Source organism: Brevundimonas sp. GCM10030266, from assembly GCF_042666595.1.
In the GTDB taxonomy this organism is placed as follows: Bacteria; Pseudomonadota; Alphaproteobacteria; order Caulobacterales; family Caulobacteraceae; genus Brevundimonas.
In genome coordinates, this window is the sequence record NZ_JBHTCY010000003.1 from 198,786 (window position 1) to 218,984 (window position 20,199).

General features: G+C 68.4%; 20 protein-coding genes. 12 read left to right on the forward strand and 8 right to left on the reverse strand.

Going from position 1 to position 20,199, the window contains the following annotated elements; translation table 11 throughout:
- The first annotated feature begins 23 nt into the window (after nucleotides 1-23).
- A complete protein-coding gene (locus ACFQQC_RS10760; protein ID WP_376862392.1) occupies nucleotides 24-791 on the forward strand; it encodes a hypothetical protein in 768 nt (255 codons plus the stop codon).
- Here ACFQQC_RS10760 and recN read toward each other — a convergent pair.
- The 3 genes from recN to ACFQQC_RS10775 form a co-directional block, all read right to left on the reverse strand.
- Nucleotides 788-2,488: a DNA repair protein RecN gene (recN, locus tag ACFQQC_RS10765; RefSeq protein ID WP_376862393.1), complete on the reverse strand. Its 1,701-nt coding sequence runs from the start codon at nucleotides 2,486-2,488 to the stop codon at nucleotides 788-790. The genes ACFQQC_RS10760 and recN overlap by 4 nt on opposite strands.
- A 157-nt stretch (nucleotides 2,489-2,645) precedes the next feature.
- Nucleotides 2,646-3,077, reverse strand: coding sequence for a hypothetical protein (locus ACFQQC_RS10770; RefSeq protein ID WP_376862394.1), 432 nt, complete (start codon nucleotides 3,075-3,077; stop codon nucleotides 2,646-2,648).
- A 76-nt stretch (nucleotides 3,078-3,153) separates the two neighbouring features.
- Entirely contained in the window at nucleotides 3,154-4,020 is an 867-nt protein-coding gene (locus ACFQQC_RS10775) for an outer membrane protein assembly factor BamD (RefSeq protein WP_376862395.1), read from the reverse strand.
- A gap of 197 nt (nucleotides 4,021-4,217) precedes the next feature.
- Between ACFQQC_RS10775 and ACFQQC_RS10780 the strand changes: the two genes are divergently transcribed.
- From ACFQQC_RS10780 to ychF, 10 genes are all read left to right on the forward strand, one after another.
- Nucleotides 4,218-5,153, forward strand: coding sequence for a ribose-phosphate pyrophosphokinase (locus ACFQQC_RS10780; RefSeq protein WP_376862396.1), 936 nt, complete (start codon nucleotides 4,218-4,220; stop codon nucleotides 5,151-5,153).
- A gap of 78 nt (nucleotides 5,154-5,231) precedes the next feature.
- Nucleotides 5,232-6,440 (forward strand): hypothetical protein, encoded by a 1,209-nt coding sequence (locus ACFQQC_RS10785; protein ID WP_376862397.1) that lies wholly within the window; start codon nucleotides 5,232-5,234, stop codon nucleotides 6,438-6,440.
- A 132-nt stretch (nucleotides 6,441-6,572) separates the two neighbouring features.
- The gene (locus tag ACFQQC_RS10790) at nucleotides 6,573-7,640 is read left to right on the forward strand and encodes a hypothetical protein (RefSeq protein ID WP_376862398.1); all 1,068 of its coding nucleotides are present in this window, start codon (nucleotides 6,573-6,575) and stop codon (nucleotides 7,638-7,640) included.
- A gap of 136 nt (nucleotides 7,641-7,776) precedes the next feature.
- On the forward strand, nucleotides 7,777-8,478 hold the full coding sequence (locus ACFQQC_RS10795; protein ID WP_376862399.1) for a 50S ribosomal protein L25/general stress protein Ctc: 702 nt from the start codon (nucleotides 7,777-7,779) through the stop codon (nucleotides 8,476-8,478).
- Between the two features lie 77 nt (nucleotides 8,479-8,555).
- On the forward strand, nucleotides 8,556-9,173 hold the full coding sequence (pth, locus tag ACFQQC_RS10800) for an aminoacyl-tRNA hydrolase (RefSeq protein WP_376862400.1): 618 nt from the start codon (nucleotides 8,556-8,558) through the stop codon (nucleotides 9,171-9,173).
- 41 nt (nucleotides 9,174-9,214) lie between these two features.
- Nucleotides 9,215-9,601 carry a hypothetical protein gene (locus ACFQQC_RS10805; RefSeq protein WP_376862401.1) on the forward strand — a complete coding sequence of 129 codons (387 nt, stop codon included), beginning with the start codon at nucleotides 9,215-9,217 and terminating at the stop codon, nucleotides 9,599-9,601.
- Between the two features lie 87 nt (nucleotides 9,602-9,688).
- Complete coding sequence (locus ACFQQC_RS10810) at nucleotides 9,689-11,743, forward strand: TonB-dependent receptor family protein (RefSeq protein ID WP_376862402.1); 2,055 nt, start codon at nucleotides 9,689-9,691, stop codon at nucleotides 11,741-11,743.
- Nucleotides 11,743-13,104, forward strand: coding sequence for a PepSY-associated TM helix domain-containing protein (locus ACFQQC_RS10815; RefSeq protein WP_376862403.1), 1,362 nt, complete (start codon nucleotides 11,743-11,745; stop codon nucleotides 13,102-13,104). The genes ACFQQC_RS10810 and ACFQQC_RS10815 overlap by 1 nt, the downstream gene beginning before the upstream one ends.
- Nucleotides 13,105-13,118: 14 nt before the next feature.
- Entirely contained in the window at nucleotides 13,119-13,601 is a 483-nt protein-coding gene (locus tag ACFQQC_RS10820) for a copper chaperone PCu(A)C (protein WP_376862404.1), read from the forward strand.
- An 81-nt stretch (nucleotides 13,602-13,682) separates the two neighbouring features.
- The gene (gene ychF / locus ACFQQC_RS10825; RefSeq protein WP_376862405.1) at nucleotides 13,683-14,777 is read left to right on the forward strand and encodes a redox-regulated ATPase YchF; all 1,095 of its coding nucleotides are present in this window, start codon (nucleotides 13,683-13,685) and stop codon (nucleotides 14,775-14,777) included.
- Here ychF and ACFQQC_RS10830 read toward each other — a convergent pair whose 3' ends face one another.
- Nucleotides 14,778-15,278, reverse strand: coding sequence for a hypothetical protein (locus tag ACFQQC_RS10830; protein WP_376862406.1), 501 nt, complete (start codon nucleotides 15,276-15,278; stop codon nucleotides 14,778-14,780).
- Between the two features lie 129 nt (nucleotides 15,279-15,407).
- Between ACFQQC_RS10830 and ACFQQC_RS10835 the strand changes: the two genes are divergently transcribed.
- Nucleotides 15,408-15,671 carry a hypothetical protein gene (locus ACFQQC_RS10835; RefSeq protein ID WP_376862407.1) on the forward strand — a complete coding sequence of 88 codons (264 nt, stop codon included), beginning with the start codon at nucleotides 15,408-15,410 and terminating at the stop codon, nucleotides 15,669-15,671.
- 73 nt (nucleotides 15,672-15,744) lie between these two features.
- Here ACFQQC_RS10835 and ACFQQC_RS10840 read toward each other — a convergent pair whose 3' ends face one another.
- The 4 genes from ACFQQC_RS10840 to ppdK form a co-directional block, all read right to left on the reverse strand.
- Nucleotides 15,745-16,272, reverse strand: a complete 528-nt coding sequence (locus ACFQQC_RS10840) for an outer membrane beta-barrel protein (RefSeq protein ID WP_376862408.1) — start codon at nucleotides 16,270-16,272, stop codon at nucleotides 15,745-15,747.
- Between the two features lie 208 nt (nucleotides 16,273-16,480).
- On the reverse strand, nucleotides 16,481-17,005 hold the full coding sequence (locus ACFQQC_RS10845) for a porin family protein (RefSeq protein ID WP_376862409.1): 525 nt from the start codon (nucleotides 17,003-17,005) through the stop codon (nucleotides 16,481-16,483).
- A gap of 186 nt (nucleotides 17,006-17,191) precedes the next feature.
- Complete coding sequence (locus ACFQQC_RS10850) at nucleotides 17,192-17,491, reverse strand: hypothetical protein (protein WP_376862410.1); 300 nt, start codon at nucleotides 17,489-17,491, stop codon at nucleotides 17,192-17,194.
- 3 nt (nucleotides 17,492-17,494) lie between these two features.
- Entirely contained in the window at nucleotides 17,495-20,185 is a 2,691-nt protein-coding gene (gene ppdK / locus ACFQQC_RS10855) for a pyruvate, phosphate dikinase (protein ID WP_376862411.1), read from the reverse strand.
- Nucleotides 20,186-20,199: the final 14 nt, after the last annotated feature.

A 20,199-nucleotide genomic window follows, 5' to 3' on the forward strand; every position in this document is an offset into this window, starting at 1 on the left:
GCGCAGCCTGAGCGGAGGGAGGGATGATCCATCGCATCGCCAGCGCCGTCCTGGCGGCGGCCGGGCTGTGGCTGGTTTCCGCCTCGACCTCGGCCGCGCTGGATGTCCCCTGTCGTCAGCAGACGCCCGAGGTGTTCGTGCTGAACGGCCAGACCGATCAGGCCATGGCGGACTGCGTCGCCGAGCGCCTGCAGCCGACCACGCGCGAGGTGATCCTGACCAGTCAGGGCGGTTCTGTCGGGCCGGCGCTGGATATCGCCGAACGGTTCGAGGGCAAGGGCCTGACGATGCGGGTGCGCGAGGAGTGCAACTCGTCCTGCGCCAACTATTTCCTGCCGCTGGCCGGGCGACTGATCGTCGAGCGCGGGGCGATCATCGGCCTGCACGGCAGCATCGATCCCCTGCTGATCGCCGAGGCGCGGGCGCGGGGGGAGACCGTCGCGGCGGTGAACGCCTCGCGCACCGCCCAGCGCCAGATGGCCTTCGCCCGGCGCAATGACATCCATCCCGGCTGGCTGCTGTACCGACTGCCGGGCGAGGCGCGAACACGCGCGCTGGACGGCGTGTTCGAGGGCGAGACGGCGGAAACGCGGATGTTCATCGTCGAGGAGCCGATGGCCCGCGCCTGCCTGCCTGGGGTGGAGATCGTCCCCTATCAGGCGGACCTGAGGGCGTCGGTGCTGCGCCGGGACCGGATGTCCCGCCTGCAACGCCGCGGCGTCGCCCGCTCGGCGCAGGCGGTCTGCAACGGCGTGAGCTGGGACGACTTCCCGCCGCCCGAAGCCGGTTAGCCGATCAGGGCCCGCGCCGCCGCCCGCGCTTCGTCGGTGATCGTCGCGCCGGACAGCATGCGGGCGATCTCCTCCAGCCGCTGCGTCTCGTCCAGCGTATCGACCGTGGTGGCCGTCTGGCCGGCGGTGTCGGACTTGCGCACCTTCCAATGGGCGTGGCCGCGCGCGGCGACCTGCGGGCTGTGGGTGACGACCAGCACCTGGGCGCCCTGGGACAGGCGCTGCAGGCGGGTGCCGACGGCCTCGGCCACGGCGCCGCCGACACCCTGATCGACCTCGTCGAAGATCATCACCGGCTGGCGCTGGTCCTCGCGCCCCGCCAGCGCCGCCTTCATGGCCAGGGCGAAGCGGGCCAATTCGCCGCCCGACGCAATGGCGTCCAGCGGGCCGAAGGGTGTGCCGGCGTTGGTGGCGATCTCGAAGCGGACGGTCTCGACGCCCAGCGGACCGCGACGGCCGTCGGCCACCGGCTCGAAGGCGACGCGGAAGCGGGCGCGCTCCAGCTTCAGCGGGCCCAGTTCCTCCATCACCGAGGTCGTCAGCCGCTCGGCGGCGGCCTCGCGCGCCGAGGTCAGCAGGGTGGCGGCCAGGTCGTACGATTCGCGGGCGGCGGAGGCCTCGCGCTCGGCGGCGGTGATGGCGTCGGCGCCATCCTCGATCAGGCGCAGTTGCTCGCGGTAGCGCTCGCGCAGGGTCGGCAGCAGCTCGACCGAGGTGTTCAGCTTGCGGGCGGCGGCGCGCAGGGCGAACAGCCGCTCCTCGGTCTTGTCCAGGCGGCCCGGCTCGAAGTCGAAGGCGTCGGCGGCGGCGTCGACGCAGGCCAGCGCCTCCTCGGCCTCCACCAGCGTCCGGTCGATGGCCTCGGCGGCGGCGGTCAGCTTGAGCAGCAGCGGATGGTCGCCCTCGGCGCCCGACTGGGCCGCGCGGGTGCGGGCGTGCTCGACGGCGCGCAGGGCCGCCGACAGATTGCGCGACAGCTTGTCCCCGCCCAGCGAGGCGCGGGCGTCGGTCAGATCGGCCATGGCCTTTTCCGCCGCGCCCAGCAGAGCCCGCTCGCCGGCCAGCTCGGTCTCCTCATCGGCGCGGGGATCCAGCGCGTCGAGATCAGCGAGGTTCTGGGTCAGCTCTTCGGTGTGGGCGGCGGCGTCGGCGGCGGCGGCCTTCAGGTCCGCGACCTTGCGCTCGGCGGTCTTCAGGGCCTCTGCGGCGCGAGCCACGCCGTCCAGCTGGGGCGACAGGCCGCCATAGGCGTCCAGCAGGGCGCGGTGGGTCTTCCAGTCCAGCAGTCCGACGGTCTCGTGCTGGCCATGCACCTCGACCAGGGCCTGGCCGATCTCGCGCAGGGCGGTGACGCCGGCGGGTTGGTCGTTGACGAAGGCGCGGCTGCGGCCGTCGGCGGCGACGGTGCGGCGCAGGATCAGGTCCTCACCTGGCGCGACCTCGAATCCCTTCTCGGCGATCAGTTCGATCAGGGCGGCGTCGTCAGGGGCGGTGAAGACGGCGGTGGCGCTGGCCTGTTTCGCCCCTGCCCGCACCAGCCCGGCGTCGCCGCGCGCGCCCAGCGCCAGTCCCAGCGCGTCCAGAATGATCGACTTGCCCGCCCCGGTCTCGCCGGTCAGCACGGTCAGGCCGTCCCGGACCTCGAGGTCCAGCACGTCCACCAGAACGATGTCGCGGATCGAAAGCGCGGTCAGCACGGCAGGCTCCCTTGCGGGATCATCAGGCCGTTCTGGCGTTGGACGGGATCAAGCAAGGCGAATCATTTCCAGAGACGGATCCGGAGAGCAGCAGACAAACACGGTCCCGGGCAGGCCGACAGTGCGCAAATGGAGAGCCGATGTTGCCGGCGTCACTTCAATGATCGCGAGGCGGTGGAGGAGCTGGCGTTCCAGTGCATCCGGGAGGACGACATGGCGAAGACGGCTTCTGGCTCCAATTCCAGAAAGTGAGCTGAATCCACAACAAGCCGACCTTATCGCCGCGGCTCAGATCAACTCTCTCGCCATTAACTCGAACGCTGCTCGTAAAGGCGTCAACCGCCGCCTCGAAGCCCTGCCCCTGCGGCTGCAGATCAACAGTGCAGTCCGTCAGCCGCCCATCCGCCCCATAGCCCATGCATTGCAAATAGACGCTGGCTCCCTGTGGCAGGCGAGGAATCAGGCGTTCGACCGCTTCCCGATCAAACGTGAAGGGAATCGACAGGCTGTTGATCTCAACGACACCCCGGTCAGCAGGATCGCCCTGGACAGCGATAACCGCTGCGGCGACGAGGCCCCAGATGCTCATCTAGCCAAAGCTCCAAATCGACCCGACGCGCGATATGCGTCGACGGACCCGACGATAGCGGAACAAATCGAAAACGTCAGCCCGGGATCAGACGACGCAGCCAGCTTTCGCGCTGGCCGGTCGGGGCGACCTCGGGGGCGGCGCCGCCTTCGGTCAGCAGGGCGTAGGCCTCGGCGTACCAGGGGCTGCCCGGATAGTTGTAGCCGAGAACCGAACCGTTGCGGTTGGCCTCTTCCTTCAGACCCAGCTGCAGATTGACCTCGACCAGTCGGTAGAGGGCTTCCGGCGTGTGCGAGGTACGCTGGTAGGCCTGATTGTCGATCACCGACTTGTAGCGGTTGAGCGCGGCCAGCGGCTGGTTGGCGCGCTGGTAGTAGCGGCCGATGGCCATTTCCTTGCCGGCCAGCTGATCGTTGACCATGTCGATCTTCACGGTCGCGTCGATGGCGTAGGAGGTGCCGGGGTAACGGCGGGCCACGTCGCGCAGGCCGGTCAGCGCCGCCTGGGCATAGCCCTGGTCACGGCCCACGTCGGTGATCTGTTCGAAATTGCAGATCGCCTTCATGTAGAAGGCGTAGGGCGCGCTCGGATTGCCCGGGAACAGGGCGATGAAGCGGTCGGCCGCGGCGATCGCGTCCTGATAATTGTTGTTCTGATAGTAGGCGTAGATCTGCATCAGGATCGCGCGACGCGACCATTCCGAATACGGGTGCTGACGCTCCACTTCCTGGAAGTAGTCGACCGCGTCGGCCCAGCGCTTGGACTGCAGACGCTGGTAGCCGGTGTTGTACAGCGCCTCGACCGGGCGCTCCTCATAGGCGAGGCGCGGGCGCCTGGCCCCGCCGTTACAGGCCGAAACAACCAGGACCGAAAGGGCGGCGGCCGCCAGAACAAGGCCGGTGCGGATCTTCGAAGCGGACAAGGACGACCTCAGTTTAAGCATGCCGATGGGCCGACCCCGTCGGCGCCCCCGGTAACGTGACGCGTTCTCTATACCAGCGAACTTCGCAGCGCCAATGCGAGAAGAAGCCTGCAAAAAGCGACGATCGCGCCTTGTGGCCCCCGCGTCCCCTGATATGTAGCGCGCCAACGCCACGGCGGGCATGCAGCCGGGCGATGACGGCGAAAGGATGACCGGACATGAAGCTGCTCTCTGGCAACTCGAACCGGACCCTGTCCGCTGCGATCGCGGCCCACCTGGACATGCCCCTGACCAAGGCCCAGGTGAAGCGCTTCGCCGACAACGAGGTCTTCGCGATGATCGAGGAGAACGTCCGCGGCGAGGACGTCTTCATCATCCAGTCGACCAGCTACCCGGCCAACGACAACCTGATGGAAATGCTGATCATGACCGACGCGCTGGTGCGCGCCTCGGCCCGGCGCATCACGGCGGTCGTTCCCTATTTCGGCTACGCCCGGCAGGACCGGAAGACGGACGGCCGGACCCCGATCTCGGCCAAGCTGGTCGCCAATCTGATCACCCGCGCCGGCGCGGACCGTGTCCTGACCATGGACCTGCACGCCGGCCAGATTCAGGGCTTCTTCGACATCCCGACCGACAATCTGGTGGCGACGCCGGTGCTGGCCCGGGACATCAAGGAAAACTATCCCAAGGGCGATGACCTGATGATCATCTCGCCCGACGTCGGCGGCGTTGTGCGCGCTCGCTCGCTCGCCAAGCGCCTCGACGCCGATCTGGCCATCGTCGACAAGCGCCGCCCCAAGGCGGGCGAGAGCGAGGTCATGAACATCATCGGTGATGTCGAAGGCCGTCGCTGCATCCTGTTCGACGACATCGTCGATTCGGGCGGCACGCTGGTGAACGCCGCCAAGGCGCTGATCGACAAGGGCGCGACCGAGGTCTCGGCCTACATCAGCCACGGCGTCCTGTCGGGCCCGGCGGTCCAGCGCGTCAACGACGGCCCGCTGAAGGAGCTGGTCATCACCGATTCGATCGAGCAGCCGGACGAGGTGCTGAACTGCTCCAAGATCCGTCGTGTTTCGGTCGCCCCGCTGATCGGCGAGGCCATCCGCCGCATCGCCAACGAAGAGTCCGTGTCAAAACTCTTCGACTGATCGAGGGAACGTCCTTCATCCGGCCTCATTAGGCTCCGAAGCTGTGGCGCGGGGCGTCAGCTGTCACAAGGAGTTCTGATGAGTTCGGCCTTCCGGAGCCGCGGTCTTGCACTGGCCGCCGTCGCTGTCGCCCTTGTTCTGGCCGGCTGCCAGAGCTCGGCCCAGAAGGCCGCCGAGGCCGAGGCCGCGCGCGTCGCCGCCGAAATCGCCGCCCGCACCCCGCCGCCCATCACCCTGAATCAGGAGGTGGTCGAGGCCGCCTCCATCTATGTCGCCTTCAGCCGTGACATGGCCGCGATCCAGCCGGGCTTCAACACGCCCGAAAGCATCCAGGACGCCGTGCGTCGCGGAACGGCCTATGATCCGGTCCAGCTGTCCCGCGGACTGGTCGCCTACGCCTCCATCGTGGCCCTGCAGTCGCCGGAGTTCGTCAGCGGCGTCCGCCAGTATTCCCTCAACCCCGGCGCGCGCGACCAGTTGGTCGCCAACATCCTCGCCGACCCCCGCTGGGCCGGACAGCTTCCGGGTGCGGACGCCGCGGCCGGCCTGATCATCGCCACCCTTCGCACCGACATCGACGCCCTGAACCGCACCGCCAGCGCCATCGAGAGCGACGCCTACGCCATCCAGTCCGACGCCCGTCGCTCCTGGGCGGCGGCCACCGTGCCGAATCGCGTGGGTCGGCTGGAGGACGCCAAGGCCCGCTCGCTTCAGGCCATGCTGCCCTCGGGACCGGATTCCGCCCGCCTGCTGGCCGCCGCCCATGACGGGACCGGTCTTGGCCTGAGCAGCGACCGGCGCAGGGAGGGCCCCTACCCGCCCGTCGTTGAGCGGGCGCTCGCCATCGCCGCGCTCGCCGCCCTGGGACAGGGCGGAGACAGCGCCCGGACCTCCCCGCTGCAGAACGACGGGGTCAGCCAGAACTGTCTGGCGGAGTCCAAGCTGAACCTGTTCCAGTGTCTGGCGGCGTCGCGGCCCAACTATGAGGACGTCTTCTGCCTGGGCCGCCACATCGTGCGCGACATCGCCACCTGCGCCCGGGGCGCCGCCCAGCCCGCGCCGATCACGCGCGTGTCCGGCCTTGAGGTGGTTCCGGATGAGCCCCGGATCACCATCGCCCCGACGCCTGCCCCCACCCCTGCCCCCACGCCTGCGCCCGTTCCGCAGGCGCCGGCGGCGACTCCCGTCACGCCCCCTGCAAGGCCCGCTCCGCAGCCGCCGGTCGTGTCGCCGGCCCCTTCCGCTGCCCAGTCGGCGACGGAGCGTCTCAATCGCTCGCCGGGGTGAGCCGACATCATCAGCTTGTGATCCGAAGGCTTCCCGCCAAGCTTTCGTTAACCCTCGGAGAACCCTTTTGCCCGCGATATAGAGGGAGTTCTGTATCCGCGCCCCGAGGGCGCGCCGGGCCGGGGTTGTGTCATGTTCAAGGGTCAAATGCGTCGCGGGCTGACGCTCGCCGCACTGGCGATCGCCGCCACTCTGGCCAGCTGCGCCAAGGAAGTTGAACCGGCCCCGCCGCCGCCTCCGCCCCCGCCGCCCGCGGTGTCGCTGAACGAGGGCGTGGCCCAGGCCGCCTCGATCTACGTCGCCTTCATGCGCGAGGTCGGCGCCATCCCGCCGGGCGGCTTCACCGACGCCGAATCCATCCAGGCCGCCATCCGCAAGGGCGCTGCCTATGAGCCCGCCCAGCTGTCGCGCGGCATGATCGCCTACGGCTCGATCCTGGCCCTCCAGTCGCCGGAGTTCGTGCAGGGCGTGCGCACCTACAGCGTGGACCCCGCCGCGCGTCAGGACCTGATCGCCCGCATCATCGCCGACCCGGCCGTGGCCGCCACCCTGCCCGGCGCGGACGCCGCCGCGGGCCTGATCGTGGACACGCTGGGTCGCGACGTCGCCGCCCTGCACGCGATCGCCGAAGGGGTCGAGAACGACGCCTACACCATCCAGGAGCGCCGCGACCCCCGTCGTCGCTGGGCCACCGCCGCCATCGCCAACCGCGAAGACCGCCTGCAGAGCGCCAAGACCCTGTCGGTCGCCCAGATGCTGCCGTCGGCCGACGAATCGGCCCGTCTGTTCGCCGCCGCCCATGCCGGGACCGGTCTGGAGCTCGGCACGGCGCGCTCGGGCCCGCCCTACACCCCGGCCGTGACCCGCTCCCTGGCGCTGGCCGCCCTGGCGGCCCTGGGCGCCGGAGGCGAGGATTTCCGCGCCAACACCGACGCCCTGTCGATCGACCAGAACAGCGAATTCTGCCTGAACATGTCCAAGCTGATGCTGTTCCAATGCCTGGCGGCCTCGCGCCCCAGCTATGAGGACATGTTCTGCGTCGGTCGCCACATCGCCCGCGACCTGTCGACCTGCACGGCCCAGAACATCACCCCGCCGCCGCCGGTCGACGCCGCGCCGACCGCGGTGGCCGGCAGCGAAACGCCGGTCGCAGCCGAGGCCGCCGCCTCGGCCACCGCGTCCCTGAACACCAGCGGCTGACGACAAAGAGTCGACAGCGGTTGCGCACCGGGGCGCTTGCGTGTAATAGCCCCCGCTCCTGATTTCGAGGGTTCACACCCCCGCCGCGCAGGCCCTGGTTGGCGCGGCGTTTCTGTTGTTATTTGAGGCGAGCCAGATGGCCGAGATCATCCTGAACGTGGACGTCCGCGACGGCGTCGGCACCGGTGGCGCCCGCGCCGCCCGTCGCGCCGGCATGGTGCCCGGCATCCTGTACGGCGGCGACAAGGCCCCCGTCGCCATTTCGGTGAACGAGAAGGACTTCCGCAAGTCGCTCTACACCGGCAAGCTGCTGGGCCACCTGGTGACCCTGAAGTACGGCAACGAGACCCAGCCGGTCATCGCCCGTGACGTGCAGTTCGACCCGGTGTCGGACCGCCCGCTGCACTTCGACCTGATGCGCGTCGACGAAAAGCAGACGATCAAGATCGAAGTGCCGGTTCACTTCATCAACGAAGACCAGTGCAAGGCCTTCCGTCAGGGCGGTTCGCTGGAAATCGTCCGTCACTCGGTCGAGATCTCGGTCCGCGCCGACCACATCCCGGAAGACCTGATCGTCGACCTGGCCGGTCACAAGCTGGGCGACACCATCCGCTTCTCGGACATCAAGGTTCCGAAGGGCGTCGAGCCGACCATCACCGACCGTGACTTCGTGATCGCCTCGATCAAGTCGTCGTCGGCCGCCAAGGCTGCGGACGAGATCGAAGAAGCGATCGCCGAGGAACAGGCCGCCGCCGCCGAGGCTGCTGCCGACGAAGTTCCCGCCACCGAGCAATCGTCCGAGGACGACGCCGCCGAGGGCGAAAAGACCGAAGGCTAAATCGCCCTCGATCGACTGTTTCTGGAGCGGCCCCTTCCGTTTACGGATGGGGCCGTTTCCTTGTCTGGACCACCGCCATGATCATCGTCGCCGGCCTGGGCAATCCCGGCCCGAAATACGAGAAGAACCGCCACAACATCGGCTTTATGGCGGTGGACGAGATCGCGCGCCGCTGGTCGTTCGGTCCCGAGAAGGCCAAGTTCCAGTCGGTCATCCGTGACGGCGAGGTCCAGACCGCCAACGGGCCTGTGAAGGTGCTTCTGATGAAGCCCCAGACCTATATGAACGAGAGCGGCCGCGCCGTCGGCGAGGCCGCGCGCTTCTACAAGATCAAGCCGTCAGAGGTGATCGTCTTCCACGACGAGATCGACCTGGCCCCCGGCCGCTTCCGCATGAAGACCGGCGGCGGGGCCGCGGGCCAGAACGGCATTCGCAGCCTGATCAGCCATCTGGGCGCGGACTTCCGCCGTGGCCGCATGGGCGTGGGTCATCCGGGCGAGAGCCATCTGGTCATGCCCCATGTGCTGGGCGATTTCGCCAAGGCCGATCAGGCCTGGCTGCAGGCCCTGCTGGACGCCTGTGCCGACGCCCTGCCCTTCGCCCTCGCCGGCGACGACGAGCGCTATCAGGGGGAGGTCATGCGTCTGGCCCCCGCCCCGAAGTTCAGCCCACGCCAGGCGGCGCGCGGCGAATAGACCCGCTTCCCGTCCGCCCCGGGGCAAGCTAAGCCTCAAATGTGACCCGTCCGCAGACAGAGTCCTGGTCGATCTGGCGCGCGCTGGCCTTGATGGCCGCGACGTTCGCCATCGTGCTCGGGACGCTGTTGCCCTATGCGGCCATGGCCGCCTCGGGACCGGGCTGGACGCTGGTGCTCTGCTCCGCCGAGGGGCAGCAGACCCTCCGGGTCGATGCCGACGGCAATCCGGACCGCAGCGTCCCGCCGCCCAAATGCGCCGCCTGCGTCATGGCTCCGGCCGCCGTCCTGCCGACGCCTCCGGCGCCGCAGCCCTGCCCGGCGCCGACCGTCACCCCCGCCTCGACCTTCACCGCCCTGATCGCCAGCCCGCCGCCACCCGCGCGCGGTCCGCCGCGACCGCCGTCCACCGCCCCACCCCACGCCTGAACCAGACCCGGAGCGCCCTCCCGCGCCCGAACCCGCGCGCCATCCGGCGACGCGGGATTCGTTTCTCTGTTTCAGGATTGATCCCTCATGTCCCTGTGGACCTCCGCGGCGCCCTGCGCCCTGCTGCTCGCGGCCGTCGCCGCCCCCGCCTTCGCCCAGGATCCGGTCCCCGCGACCGAACTGGACACCGTCATCGTCACCGGTGAACGCAACCCCGACGATCCGGCTGTGGTGGCCGAGGCGCGCGAGCGCCTGAGCCGCACCCCCGGCGCCGTCGCCGTCGTCTCCGCCGAAAGCTATGAAGACCGCTACGCCCTGGCCCTGTCCGACACCCTGCGGTCGGTGCCCGGCGTCTTCGCCCAGCGTCGCTGGGGCGAGGAAGTGCGCCTGTCGATCCGCGGCTCCGGCATCGGCCAGAGCCTTCACCTGCGCGGCGTGCTGCTGGCGCAGGACGGCGTGCCGATCAACGCGCCGGACGGCTTTGGCGACTTCCAGGAGCTCGACCCGCTGATCGCCCGCTACACCGAGGTCTACAAGGGCGGCAACGCCCTGAGGTTCGGCGGCGCGGCGCTGGGCGGGGCGGTCAACATCCTGACCCCGACGGGGCGAAACGCGGCCCATGACTATCTGGTCCGCATCGAGGGCGGCTCCTACGACACCCGCCGGGCCCACGTCGCCATCGCCCGCGAACACGGCGACTGGGACCTCTATGCCGCCGGTACATGGGCGGGCAGCGACGGCTTCATGGACCATCAGGACTCCGACAGCCGCCGCCTGACCGTCAACCTCGGGCGGCAACTGGGCGAGGACCGCGAGGTGCGCCTGATCGTCCAGGCCAATTCCCTGGATCAGCAGATCTCGGGCGCCCGCAGCCTGACCGACGCCCTGAAGTCGCCGCAGCTGGAACAGCCCTATGCCCGGCAGATGGGCTTCGGGCGGGACGTCCAATCGGTCCGCGCCACGCTACAGACCCGCTATCGCCTGACCGACGACCTGATCTTCGAAGGCGGGGTCTATGTCGTCGACAAGCGGCTGTACCACCCCGTGCCGGTCGTCGTTGACAACGACTACCGCTACTACGGCGCATTCGGGCGGCTGGACTGGTCCGGGCAGATCGCGGGCCTGCGCGCCGACGCCTTCGCCGGGGTCTATTTCCGCACCGGCGAGAATGACGCCCTGACCTTCGTCAACATCGGTTCAGGCAATACTGGCCCCCTGATCGGCAGCACGGTGCAGAAGGCGTCCGGCGTGGATGTCTTCGCCGAAGGCCGGCTGTTCGTCACCGACCGTCTGGCCTTGGTCGCCGGCGGCTCATGGGGCCGCGCCGAACGGGACGTCGACAATCGTCTGGTCCCGGTCAATAGCGCGGACCGCGACTATGACTGGTTCTCGCCCCGGCTGGGCCTGCTGTGGGAAGGTGATGGCGGCGACCAGATCTATGCCAACGTCACCCGCTCGGTCGAACCGGCGACTTTCCAGGAACTGGTGCAGAGCCCGATCCCGCAGTTTGTCGATCTGGAGGCCCAGGAGGCCTGGACCGGCGAGATCGGCGCCCGCGGCCGTCGCGGGCCCTTCCTCTATGATGTTTCGCTCTATCACGCCCGGATCGAGGGCGAGTTCCTGAACTATACGCTGACGCCGGATGCTCCGCCCCTGACCTTCAACGCCGGTGACACCATCCACCAGGGCGTCGAGGCCGGGCTGGACTGGCGTCTGCTGGAGGGAGAGCCCGGTCGCCTGACCCTTCGCCAGACCTGGACCTGGTCGGACTTCCACTTCGACGGCGACGCGACCTATGGCGACAATCGCCTGCCGATCATCCCGGAACACGCCTATCGGGCCGAACTGAAGTTCGAGCATTCGGCTGGCTGGTTCGTGGCGCCGTCGGTCGAGTGGACGCCGAACGACGTCTATGTCGACTATGCCAACACCATGAAATACCCCGGCTACACGGTCCTCTCGCTCAATGCCGGCATCGACCTGCCGAATGGCGTGGCCCTGTTCGCGGACGTGCGGAACCTGACCAACGAACGTTACGTCTCGAACGCCAATGCGGTCACCGACTCCCGCACGGCAACCACCAGCGTCTTCACCCCCGGCGAGGGCCGCGCGGCCTTCGTCGGCGTGCGGGTGGCATGGTGATGAGCGGTCATCCGAAGGCGGCGCCGGACACCCTGTCCGGCGCCTACCGCGCCGTCTGGCGCTGGCATTTCTATGCGGGCCTGCTGGTCATGCCGGTACTGATGCTGCTGGCCCTGACCGGTGGGCTGTATCTGTTCAAGGACGAGATCGACCACGCCGTCTATCGGCGGATGATCGAGGTCCCCGCCTCCACCCATCAGGCCCCGCCCGAGGCCTGGGCGGCCGCCGCGGCCCTGGTCGGGGAAGGCCGGGCGGCCAGCGTCATCCTGCCCGTCGAACCGGATCAGGCGGCCCGCATCCGCGTGGATCGCCCGGACGGCGCGCAACGCACCGTCTTCGTCGATCCCCACACCGGCCATGTGACCGGCGTGACCGACTACGGCGGGGTGATGGAGGTCATCAAACGCATCCATTCGCTGGCCCTGTTCGGCCCGATGATGAACCTGCTGGTCGAGATCGTGGCGGGATGGACCATCGTCCTGTTCGCCACGGGCCTGTATCTGTGGTGGCCGCGCCGGCGGAAGGTCGGCGTGGTCGCCCTGACCTCCACGGACACGCGCCGTCGGCCATTCTGGCGCGACCTGCACGCCCTGGTCGGGATCTATGTCGGCGGGGTGGTGCTGTTCCTCGCCGTCACCGGCATGCCCTGGTCGGCCGTCTGGGGCGATCAGGTGATGACGGCGGTCAAGACCAGCGGTCTGGGCCGTCCGCCCGCTCCGGTGGCGGGCGCCTGGCAGACGGCGGAGCATGCCGACCATCCGCAGGGCGCCGGCTGGACCATGGAGGGCGTCACCCTGCCCGCCCACAGCCATGCCCATACGCCGGCCTCCGCAGGCCTGTCGGAGGTCATCGCCCTGAGCGACGGAGCGGGCCTGCCCCGCCCCTACGCCGTCTCCATACCCAAGGCGGACGCCACGACCTGGACGGTTACCGCCCAGGTCACCCGCGTTCAGGACACCCGCGCCCTCTACATTGATCCCGCACAGGGCAAGGTCGTCGCCGACATCGGCTACGATCAATTCGGCGCCGGAGCGAAAGCCATCGAATGGGGCATCTACACCCATCAGGGCACGCAGTTCGGGTCCATCAACCGCTGGGTCATGCTGGCCGGCTGTATCGGCGTCTGGCTGCTGGCGATCAGCGGCGTGATGATGTGGTGGAAGCGTCGCCCGCCGAAGCTGTCGAAGGGCTTGATCGGCGCGCCGCCGGCGCCGGACGGGCTGAAGCTGCGCTTCGCCGTCCTCGCCATCGTCCTGCCCCTCTGTCTGCTCTATCCCCTCACCGGCGCCAGTCTGGTCGTCGCGCTTGTCGGCGAACGGTTGATCCGCGCCGTCTTCCGTTCCAGACCTGCCACAGCCTGAAAGACACCCGAACCATGATCCGCGCCCTGATCCCCCTCGCCGCCGCCGCGGCCCTGCTGGCCGCCTGTTCGAACGAACCCCGGGCGGCTTCGGAAGGCCCGCAGGCCGCTGTCGCCGCGACCGGCGCCCTGTGCCGCCCCACGCCCGTCGGCCGTCAGGCCACCGGCTGCTACGTCACCCTGACCTCGACCGCCGCCGACCGTCTGGTCAGCGTCTCGACCCCCGTCGCCGGGCGGGTGGAGATCCACGAGAGCAAGGTGGAGAGCAATATGATGATGATGCGCGAGCTGACGGAGGGCCTTTCCCTCCCGGCCGGGCAGGCGGTCGAACTGAAGCCCGGCGGCAACCACATCATGCTGCTGGCCGTCGCCAATCCGCTGACGGAAGGCCAGACCATCCCCCTGACCCTGAATTTCGCCGCCGCCGAGCCGGTGACGGTTCAGGCAACCATCGGCCAGCCGCCGGTCAACGAATACGGCACGCAGACCGGTCACTGAGAGCTTCGGCACACGCGCGAGCCTGACAAACCGGATCGAACCGGCTAAAGGCTCGCGCTCACTCGAAAGCTCCAGAACACCATGGCCCTGAAAGTCGCGATCGTCGGCCTGCCCAACGTCGGCAAGTCCACCCTGTTCAACGCCCTCACCAAGACGGCGGCGGCCCAGGCGGCCAACTATCCGTTCTGCACCATCGAGCCGAACACCGGCGACGTGGCCGTGCCCGAGCCGCGCCTGAACGCCCTGGCCGAAATCGCCGGCTCCAAGGAAATCATCCCGTCGCGCATCACCTTCGTGGACATCGCCGGTCTGGTGCGCGGCGCGTCCAAGGGCGAGGGTCTGGGCAACCAGTTCCTGGCCAACATCCGCGACTGTGACGCCATCGCCTTCGTCGCCCGCTGCTTCGTCGACGACGACATCACCCACGTCGAGAACCGCATCGACCCGATCAGCGACCTCGAGATCATCGAGACCGAACTGATGCTGGCCGACTTGGAAAGCCTCGAGAAGCGCTACGCCAACGTCGAGAAGCGCGCCAAGACCGGCGACAAGGAGATGCAGAACACCCTGCGTCTGATCAACCTGGCGCTGGAGCAGCTGCGCGCCGGCAAGCCCGCCCGCGTCGCCGAGATTTCCAAGGAAGACCAGAAGGCGTGGCACATGCTGCAGCTTCTGACCTCCCTGCCCGCCCTGTACGTCGCCAACGTTGACGAGGGCTCGGCCGACAAGGGCAACGAACTGTCCGATCTGGTCGCCAAACGCGCCGCCGCCGACAACGCCAAGTCGGTCGTCATCTCGGCCAAGATCGATTCCGAACTGGCCGTGCTGGACGCCGAGGAACAGGCCGAGTTCCTGGAGACCCTGGGTCTGGCCGAGCCGGGCCTGAACCGCCTGATCCGCGAGGCCTACGCCCTGCTGGGCCTGCAGTCCTACTTCACCGTCGGACCGAAGGAGGCCCGCGCCTGGACCATCCACGTCGGCGACACCGCTCCGCAGGCCGCCGGCGTGATCCACACCGACTTCGAAAAGGGCTTCATCCGCGCCGAGACCATCGCCTTCGAGGACTATGTGGCGTTCAAGGGCGAGGCCAAGGCCCGCGAGGCCGGCAAGCTGCGCGCCGAAGGCAAGTCCTATGTCGTCAAGGACGGCGACGTGATGAACTTCCTGTTCAACTGATCAACCGGCCGGCTCCGGCGTCGTCGGAGCCGCCGTCGCTGCGGGCGCGGGACACCGCGCCAGCAGCACCACCGCATCGTGGCGGTTCAGCCAGGTCAGCCTGAGCACGTCGTCCTGCGCGGACAGGCGCACGCGTTCGCGCGTCGCCTCCCCCTCCGCCTGACAGGCCAGGGTCAGCTCATAGCCGTCCTGCACCTGATCCAGCGATGTGATGGCGCAGCTGTTCTCATAGCCTTCGAAGCGCAGGGTGCTGATGGTGATGGGCCGCTCCGGCCCGGTCGTGTTCGCACACCAGGCCGCATTCCCGGCCCAGAGACCGACAAAGCTGGCCGGGCCCGCGCCGGGCATGGCGGGCCCGACCCCCGGCGGCGTGGGCGCGGCCGGGGCCACCTCGGTCGTCTGAATGGGATTGGCGGGCTCCGTGGGCGGATTCACTCCCGCCCGGTCACAGGCGGCGAGGCCCAGCAGCAGAACCGCGATCGGAAGGATGGATCGTTTCATCCGCGTGGAACGCGGATCGCCGACCAAGGCTCCGAATTCTCCTGCATCACGAAATCGCGGTCACGCTTGCATCGTCCGCAAGTTTTTGCGACCCGTTTCGTCAGTGTACGAGAACAAGGGGGCGCCCGCATGACTCAGAACACCAATCCCTGGAGCAAGGCCATCGATCCGTTGGCCGAGGATATCGCGACCGTGCTCAAGAGCATGGGCGGTTCCGCGCACCAGAAGGATGTCGTCCAGTGCGTGGCGGCGATGAAGCGCCAGCGGGGCGAGACCGTCGCCCAGGATCTGGCCTCGCGCATTCTCGAGGTGTTCGAACACTACCGCGACCTGTTCTTCCGCCCCTTCGGCGAAGGCTCGATGCGGTGGGCGCTGCAGCCCGGCGTCGCCTGAACCGAAGGCCGACCCACGAAAAAGGCCCGCGGCGCTCGCCGCGGGCCTTCGTCGTTTCAACCGATCACGGGGATCAGAAGCGGCGCACGTAGGCGAAGGACACGGCGTCGAAGCCGCCTTCCAGTTCGTCATACTCGTGACGGGTCACGTCCATGCGGACGCCGTTCTTGCCGTCGAAGAAGTGCTGACCGCCGATGCCGATGGCCGGGCCGCTGTAGCTGTCGGTGACGCTCATGCCGGCGAATTCAACTTCGAACTCGGTCGTGCCGAAGCCGGCGCGAACGTAGACGTCGGTGTTTTCCGACACCGGCCAGTAGGCGACGGCGAAGGCCGCGATGGTGTGGTTCATGCCGATGTCGACGCCGTCGATGTCCGACGAGCCGAGACCCAGGCTGCCTTCGGCCTCAACGCCGAAATAGCGGTGGACGCGGGCGCCGGCGCGGATGGTGGCCGAGTGACCGTCCCAGTCCTCGCTGCCGTCGGCGAAGCGGGTGTAGCCCGCCGAGGCGGTCAGTTGCGGCTGGGTGACCGACTGGGCGGCGGCCGGAGCGGCCATGGCGGTGGTGGCGGCCAGGGCGGCCGCAGCGATGAAGAGACGCAAGGTATTTCCCCCGAAATTCCCGCCGGACTGGCGGGCGGCGCTCCTTGCCCCATCCGGCGCCGGAAGCGTAGCCATATTGTTCAGGGCCGTGGTCCGCGCCGGCGTTTGGCGCCCGAGGTGTGCCGCGTACGTCACAACGCGTTCAACCTGAACAAGAAAAGGCCCGCCGACGGATCGGCGGGCCCTTCTGTCTCACGACCGCGGCGGCTTAGAAGCGGCGCACGAAGCTCAGGCCGTAGGTGTCGGCTTCACCGGCGTCACCGCGGAAGTCGCGGCGGGTCCAGTCGGCGCGGACGCCGTTCTGGCCGTCGAAGAAGTAGTTGCCGCCGACGCCGTAGTTGATGCTCTCGGTGCTGGCCGAATCCTGCACGCCGGCGACCTCAGCCGTCAGACGGGTGGTGCCGTAGCCGAGACGGCCGAACAGCTCGAAATTCTCGTTGATCGGCAGCTTGGCGACGCCATAGGCGGCGGCGTCATACTTGTGCTCGACCGAACCCGGAACGCCGGCGACGGTGATGTCGTCGTCGCTCACCCCGATCGAGGCTTCGCCCTCGACCCCGAAATTGCGGGTGAAGTCATAGCCGGCGCGGCCCGTGATGGCGCCCAGGTCGCCACCGTCAGCGTCCAGCTGGGTGTAACCGACCGAACCGGTGACGCGCGAAGCCGGCTCTTGAGCCATGGCGGGCGCAGCAATCAGAGTAATGGCGGCAGTAGCGAGAAGAATGTTACGCATTGTTTCTGTATCCTCTAGATGCGGTGACTTCTGTGGTCACCGGCCCCATCCAGCGGATTACAAAATGGGTCGCAGACGGACGAGTTCCAGACCCATCCGTTAACTGGACCTCAACTGTGCGTTCGCAGGCACATACACCGTTTTACTAATAGCGGCCGAAGGGTGGCTATTTCAGGGAGCCACGCCTCAGGTGTTGAGCTGGCTCACCGCGAGGAACAGCAGCCAAACGGCGATGACCACAGTGGCGTACTGAACCCCGCGCAGGGCCTTGGTCCTCGCGCCGCCCTTGCTCACGAGGGCGAACACGATCCCCAGAGGAAGAATGGCCGCCGCGCCCCACAACAGGCCCGGGACGGCTGACTCGGCATTCGGCGTCGCCTGCCCCCGGATCCACAGCGCGTAACCGACCCCCGGCGCCCACAGACCGATCATCACCAATGCCGCCTGCGCAAGCGCGCGGAAGGCCTCGGCGCGATTGGGGGTCATGGCCTACCGATCCTTTTCGCGCTCCGTCCCGGCCCGCGCATGCAGGGCGGCCTGGGCCGCGGCCAGACGGGCGATCGGCACGCGGTAGGGCGAGCAGCTGACGTAGTTCAGGCCCACCTCCTCGCAGAAGGCGATAGACGACGGATCGCCGCCGTGCTCGCCGCAGATGCCCATCTTGATGTCAGCGCGAACCGCCCCGCCCCGCTCGGCGGCGATGCGGATCAGGTCGCCCACGCCATCCTGATCCAGACGGACGAAGGGATCGGTCTCGAAGATGCCCTTGTCCATATAGGCCTGCAGGAAGCGGCCGGAGTCGTCGCGGCTGATGCCGAACGTGGTCTGGGTCAGGTCATTGGTGCCGAAGCTGAAGAACTGGGCGTACTCGGCCAGATCCCCGGCGCGCAGGGCGGCGCGGGGCAGTTCGATCATGGTGCCAACCAGATATTCGACCGTATCGCCGGCTTCCTCGAAGACGGTCTTCGCGGTGCGGTCGGTCAGCTCGCGCAGGTATTTCATCTCCAGACCCAGGGCGACCAGCGGGTGCATGATCTCCGGGATCGGAGCGAGGCCCGAGGCTTTCTTGACCTCCAGCGCGGCTTCCAGAACCGCCCGGACCTGCATCTCGTAGATTTCCGGATAGGCCACGCCGAGGCGGCAACCGCGGTGGCCCAGCATCGGGTTGGTCTCGTGCAGTTCCTTGGCCCGGCGCTTCAGCTTGGCGGCGTCGAGGCCCGAACCGGCGGCCAGGGCGTCGATGTCGGCTTCCGTGTGCGGGATGAACTCGTGCAGCGGCGGGTCCAGCAGGCGCACCGTCACCGGCAGGCCGCTCATGATCGTGAACAGTTCGACGAAGTCCGCCTTCTGGAACGGGGCGATCTTGGCCAGGGCTGCGCGACGGCCGGCCTCGTCGTCCGCCAGGATCATCTCGCGCACGGCGGCGATCCGGGTGTCGTCAAAGAACATGTGCTCGGTCCGGCACAGGCCGATGCCCTCGGCGCCGAAGCCGCGCGCGGTCTTGGCGTCCAGCGGGGTTTCGGCGTTGGCGCGGACGTTCAGGCGGCGCACGCTGTCGGCCCAGCCCATCAGGGTCTGGAAGTCGCCGGTCAGCTCGGGCTCGATCATGGCCACGGCGCCGTCCAGCACCTCGCCCTTCGAGCCGTCGATGGTGATGATCTCACCGGCCTTGAAGGTGCGGCCACGGGCGGTGAAGGTCTGGGCCTTGTCGTTGATCGACATCTCGTTGATGCCGCAGACGCAGGGACGGCCCATGCCGCGCGCGACCACCGCCGCGTGGCTGGTCATGCCGCCGCGCGCCGTGACGATGCCCTTGGCGGCGTGCATCCCGTGGATGTCTTCCGGGCTGGTTTCCTCACGCACCAGAATGACCGCCTCGCCCAGCTGGGCCAGATGCTCGGCCTCATCGGCGTCGAAGACGATCTTGCCGGTCGCCGCGCCGGGCGAGGCCGGCAGGCCCTGCGCCACCACGGTGCGCGGCGCGTCCGGGTCCAGCGTCGGGTGCAGCAGCTGGTCCAGGGCGGCGGGCTCGACGCGGCTGACCGCTTCGTCCTGCGAGATCACGCCCTCGGCGGCCAGCTCGACCGCGATCTTCAGCGCCGACTTGGCCGTGCGCTTGCCGTTGCGGGTCTGCAGCATCCAGAGCCGGCCCTGCTCGACCGTGAACTCGATGTCCTGCATGTCGCGATAGTGGCTCTCCAGCCGGTTCACGACGTCCACGAACTGGCCGAACACCTCTGGCATGGCTTCTTCCATCGAGAGGGCCGTCTCGCCCATCTCCTCGCGGCCGGCCTTGGTCAGCGACTGCGGCGTGCGGATGCCCGCCACCACGTCCTCGCCCTGGGCGTTGATCAGGAACTCGCCGTACAGGCGCGCCTCGCCGGTCGAGGGGTTGCGGGTGAAGGCCACGCCGGTGGCCGAGGTCTCGCCCATGTTGCCGAACACCATCGACTGGATGTTCACGGCCGTGCCCCAGCTCTCGGGGATGTCGTGCATGCGGCGATAGAATTTGGCCCGGTCGTTCATCCAGCTGGCGAAGACGGCGCCGACGGCGCCCCACAGCTGGTCATGCGGATCCTGCGGGAAGGAATGGCCCAGGTTGCGCTCGACCACCTGCTTGTAGTCGGCGACGACCTTTTCCCAGTCCCTGGCGGTCAGATCGGTGTCGACGGTGACGCCCAGACGGTCCTTGTGGTCGTCCAGCACTTCCTCGAAGTGATCATGGCCGAGGCCCAGCACCACGTTCGAGTACATGGTGATGAAGCGGCGGTAGCTGTCGAAGGCGAACCGGCGGTCGCCGCTCAGTTCGGCCAGACCTTCCACCGTCTCGTCGTTCAGGCCCAGGTTCAGAACCGTGTCCATCATCCCCGGCATCGAGGCGCGGGCGCCCGAGCGGACCGAGACCAGCAGCGGGTTCTTCGCATCGCCGAAGGTCTTGCCGACAATGCCCTCGACCTTGGCCAGACCGGCCTTCACCTGATCGGCCAGATCGGTCGGATAGGTCTCGCCGTGGGCGTAGTACCAGGTGCAGACTTCCGTGGTGACGGTGAAACCGGGCGGGACCGGAAGCCCCAGCGCCGACATCTCGGCCAGGTTCGCACCCTTGCCGCCGAGAAGATTCTTCATCGAAGCATCGCCGTCGGCCGAACCGCCGCCGAAGCCGTACACCCACTGAGTCATCAGTAGCCCCTGAA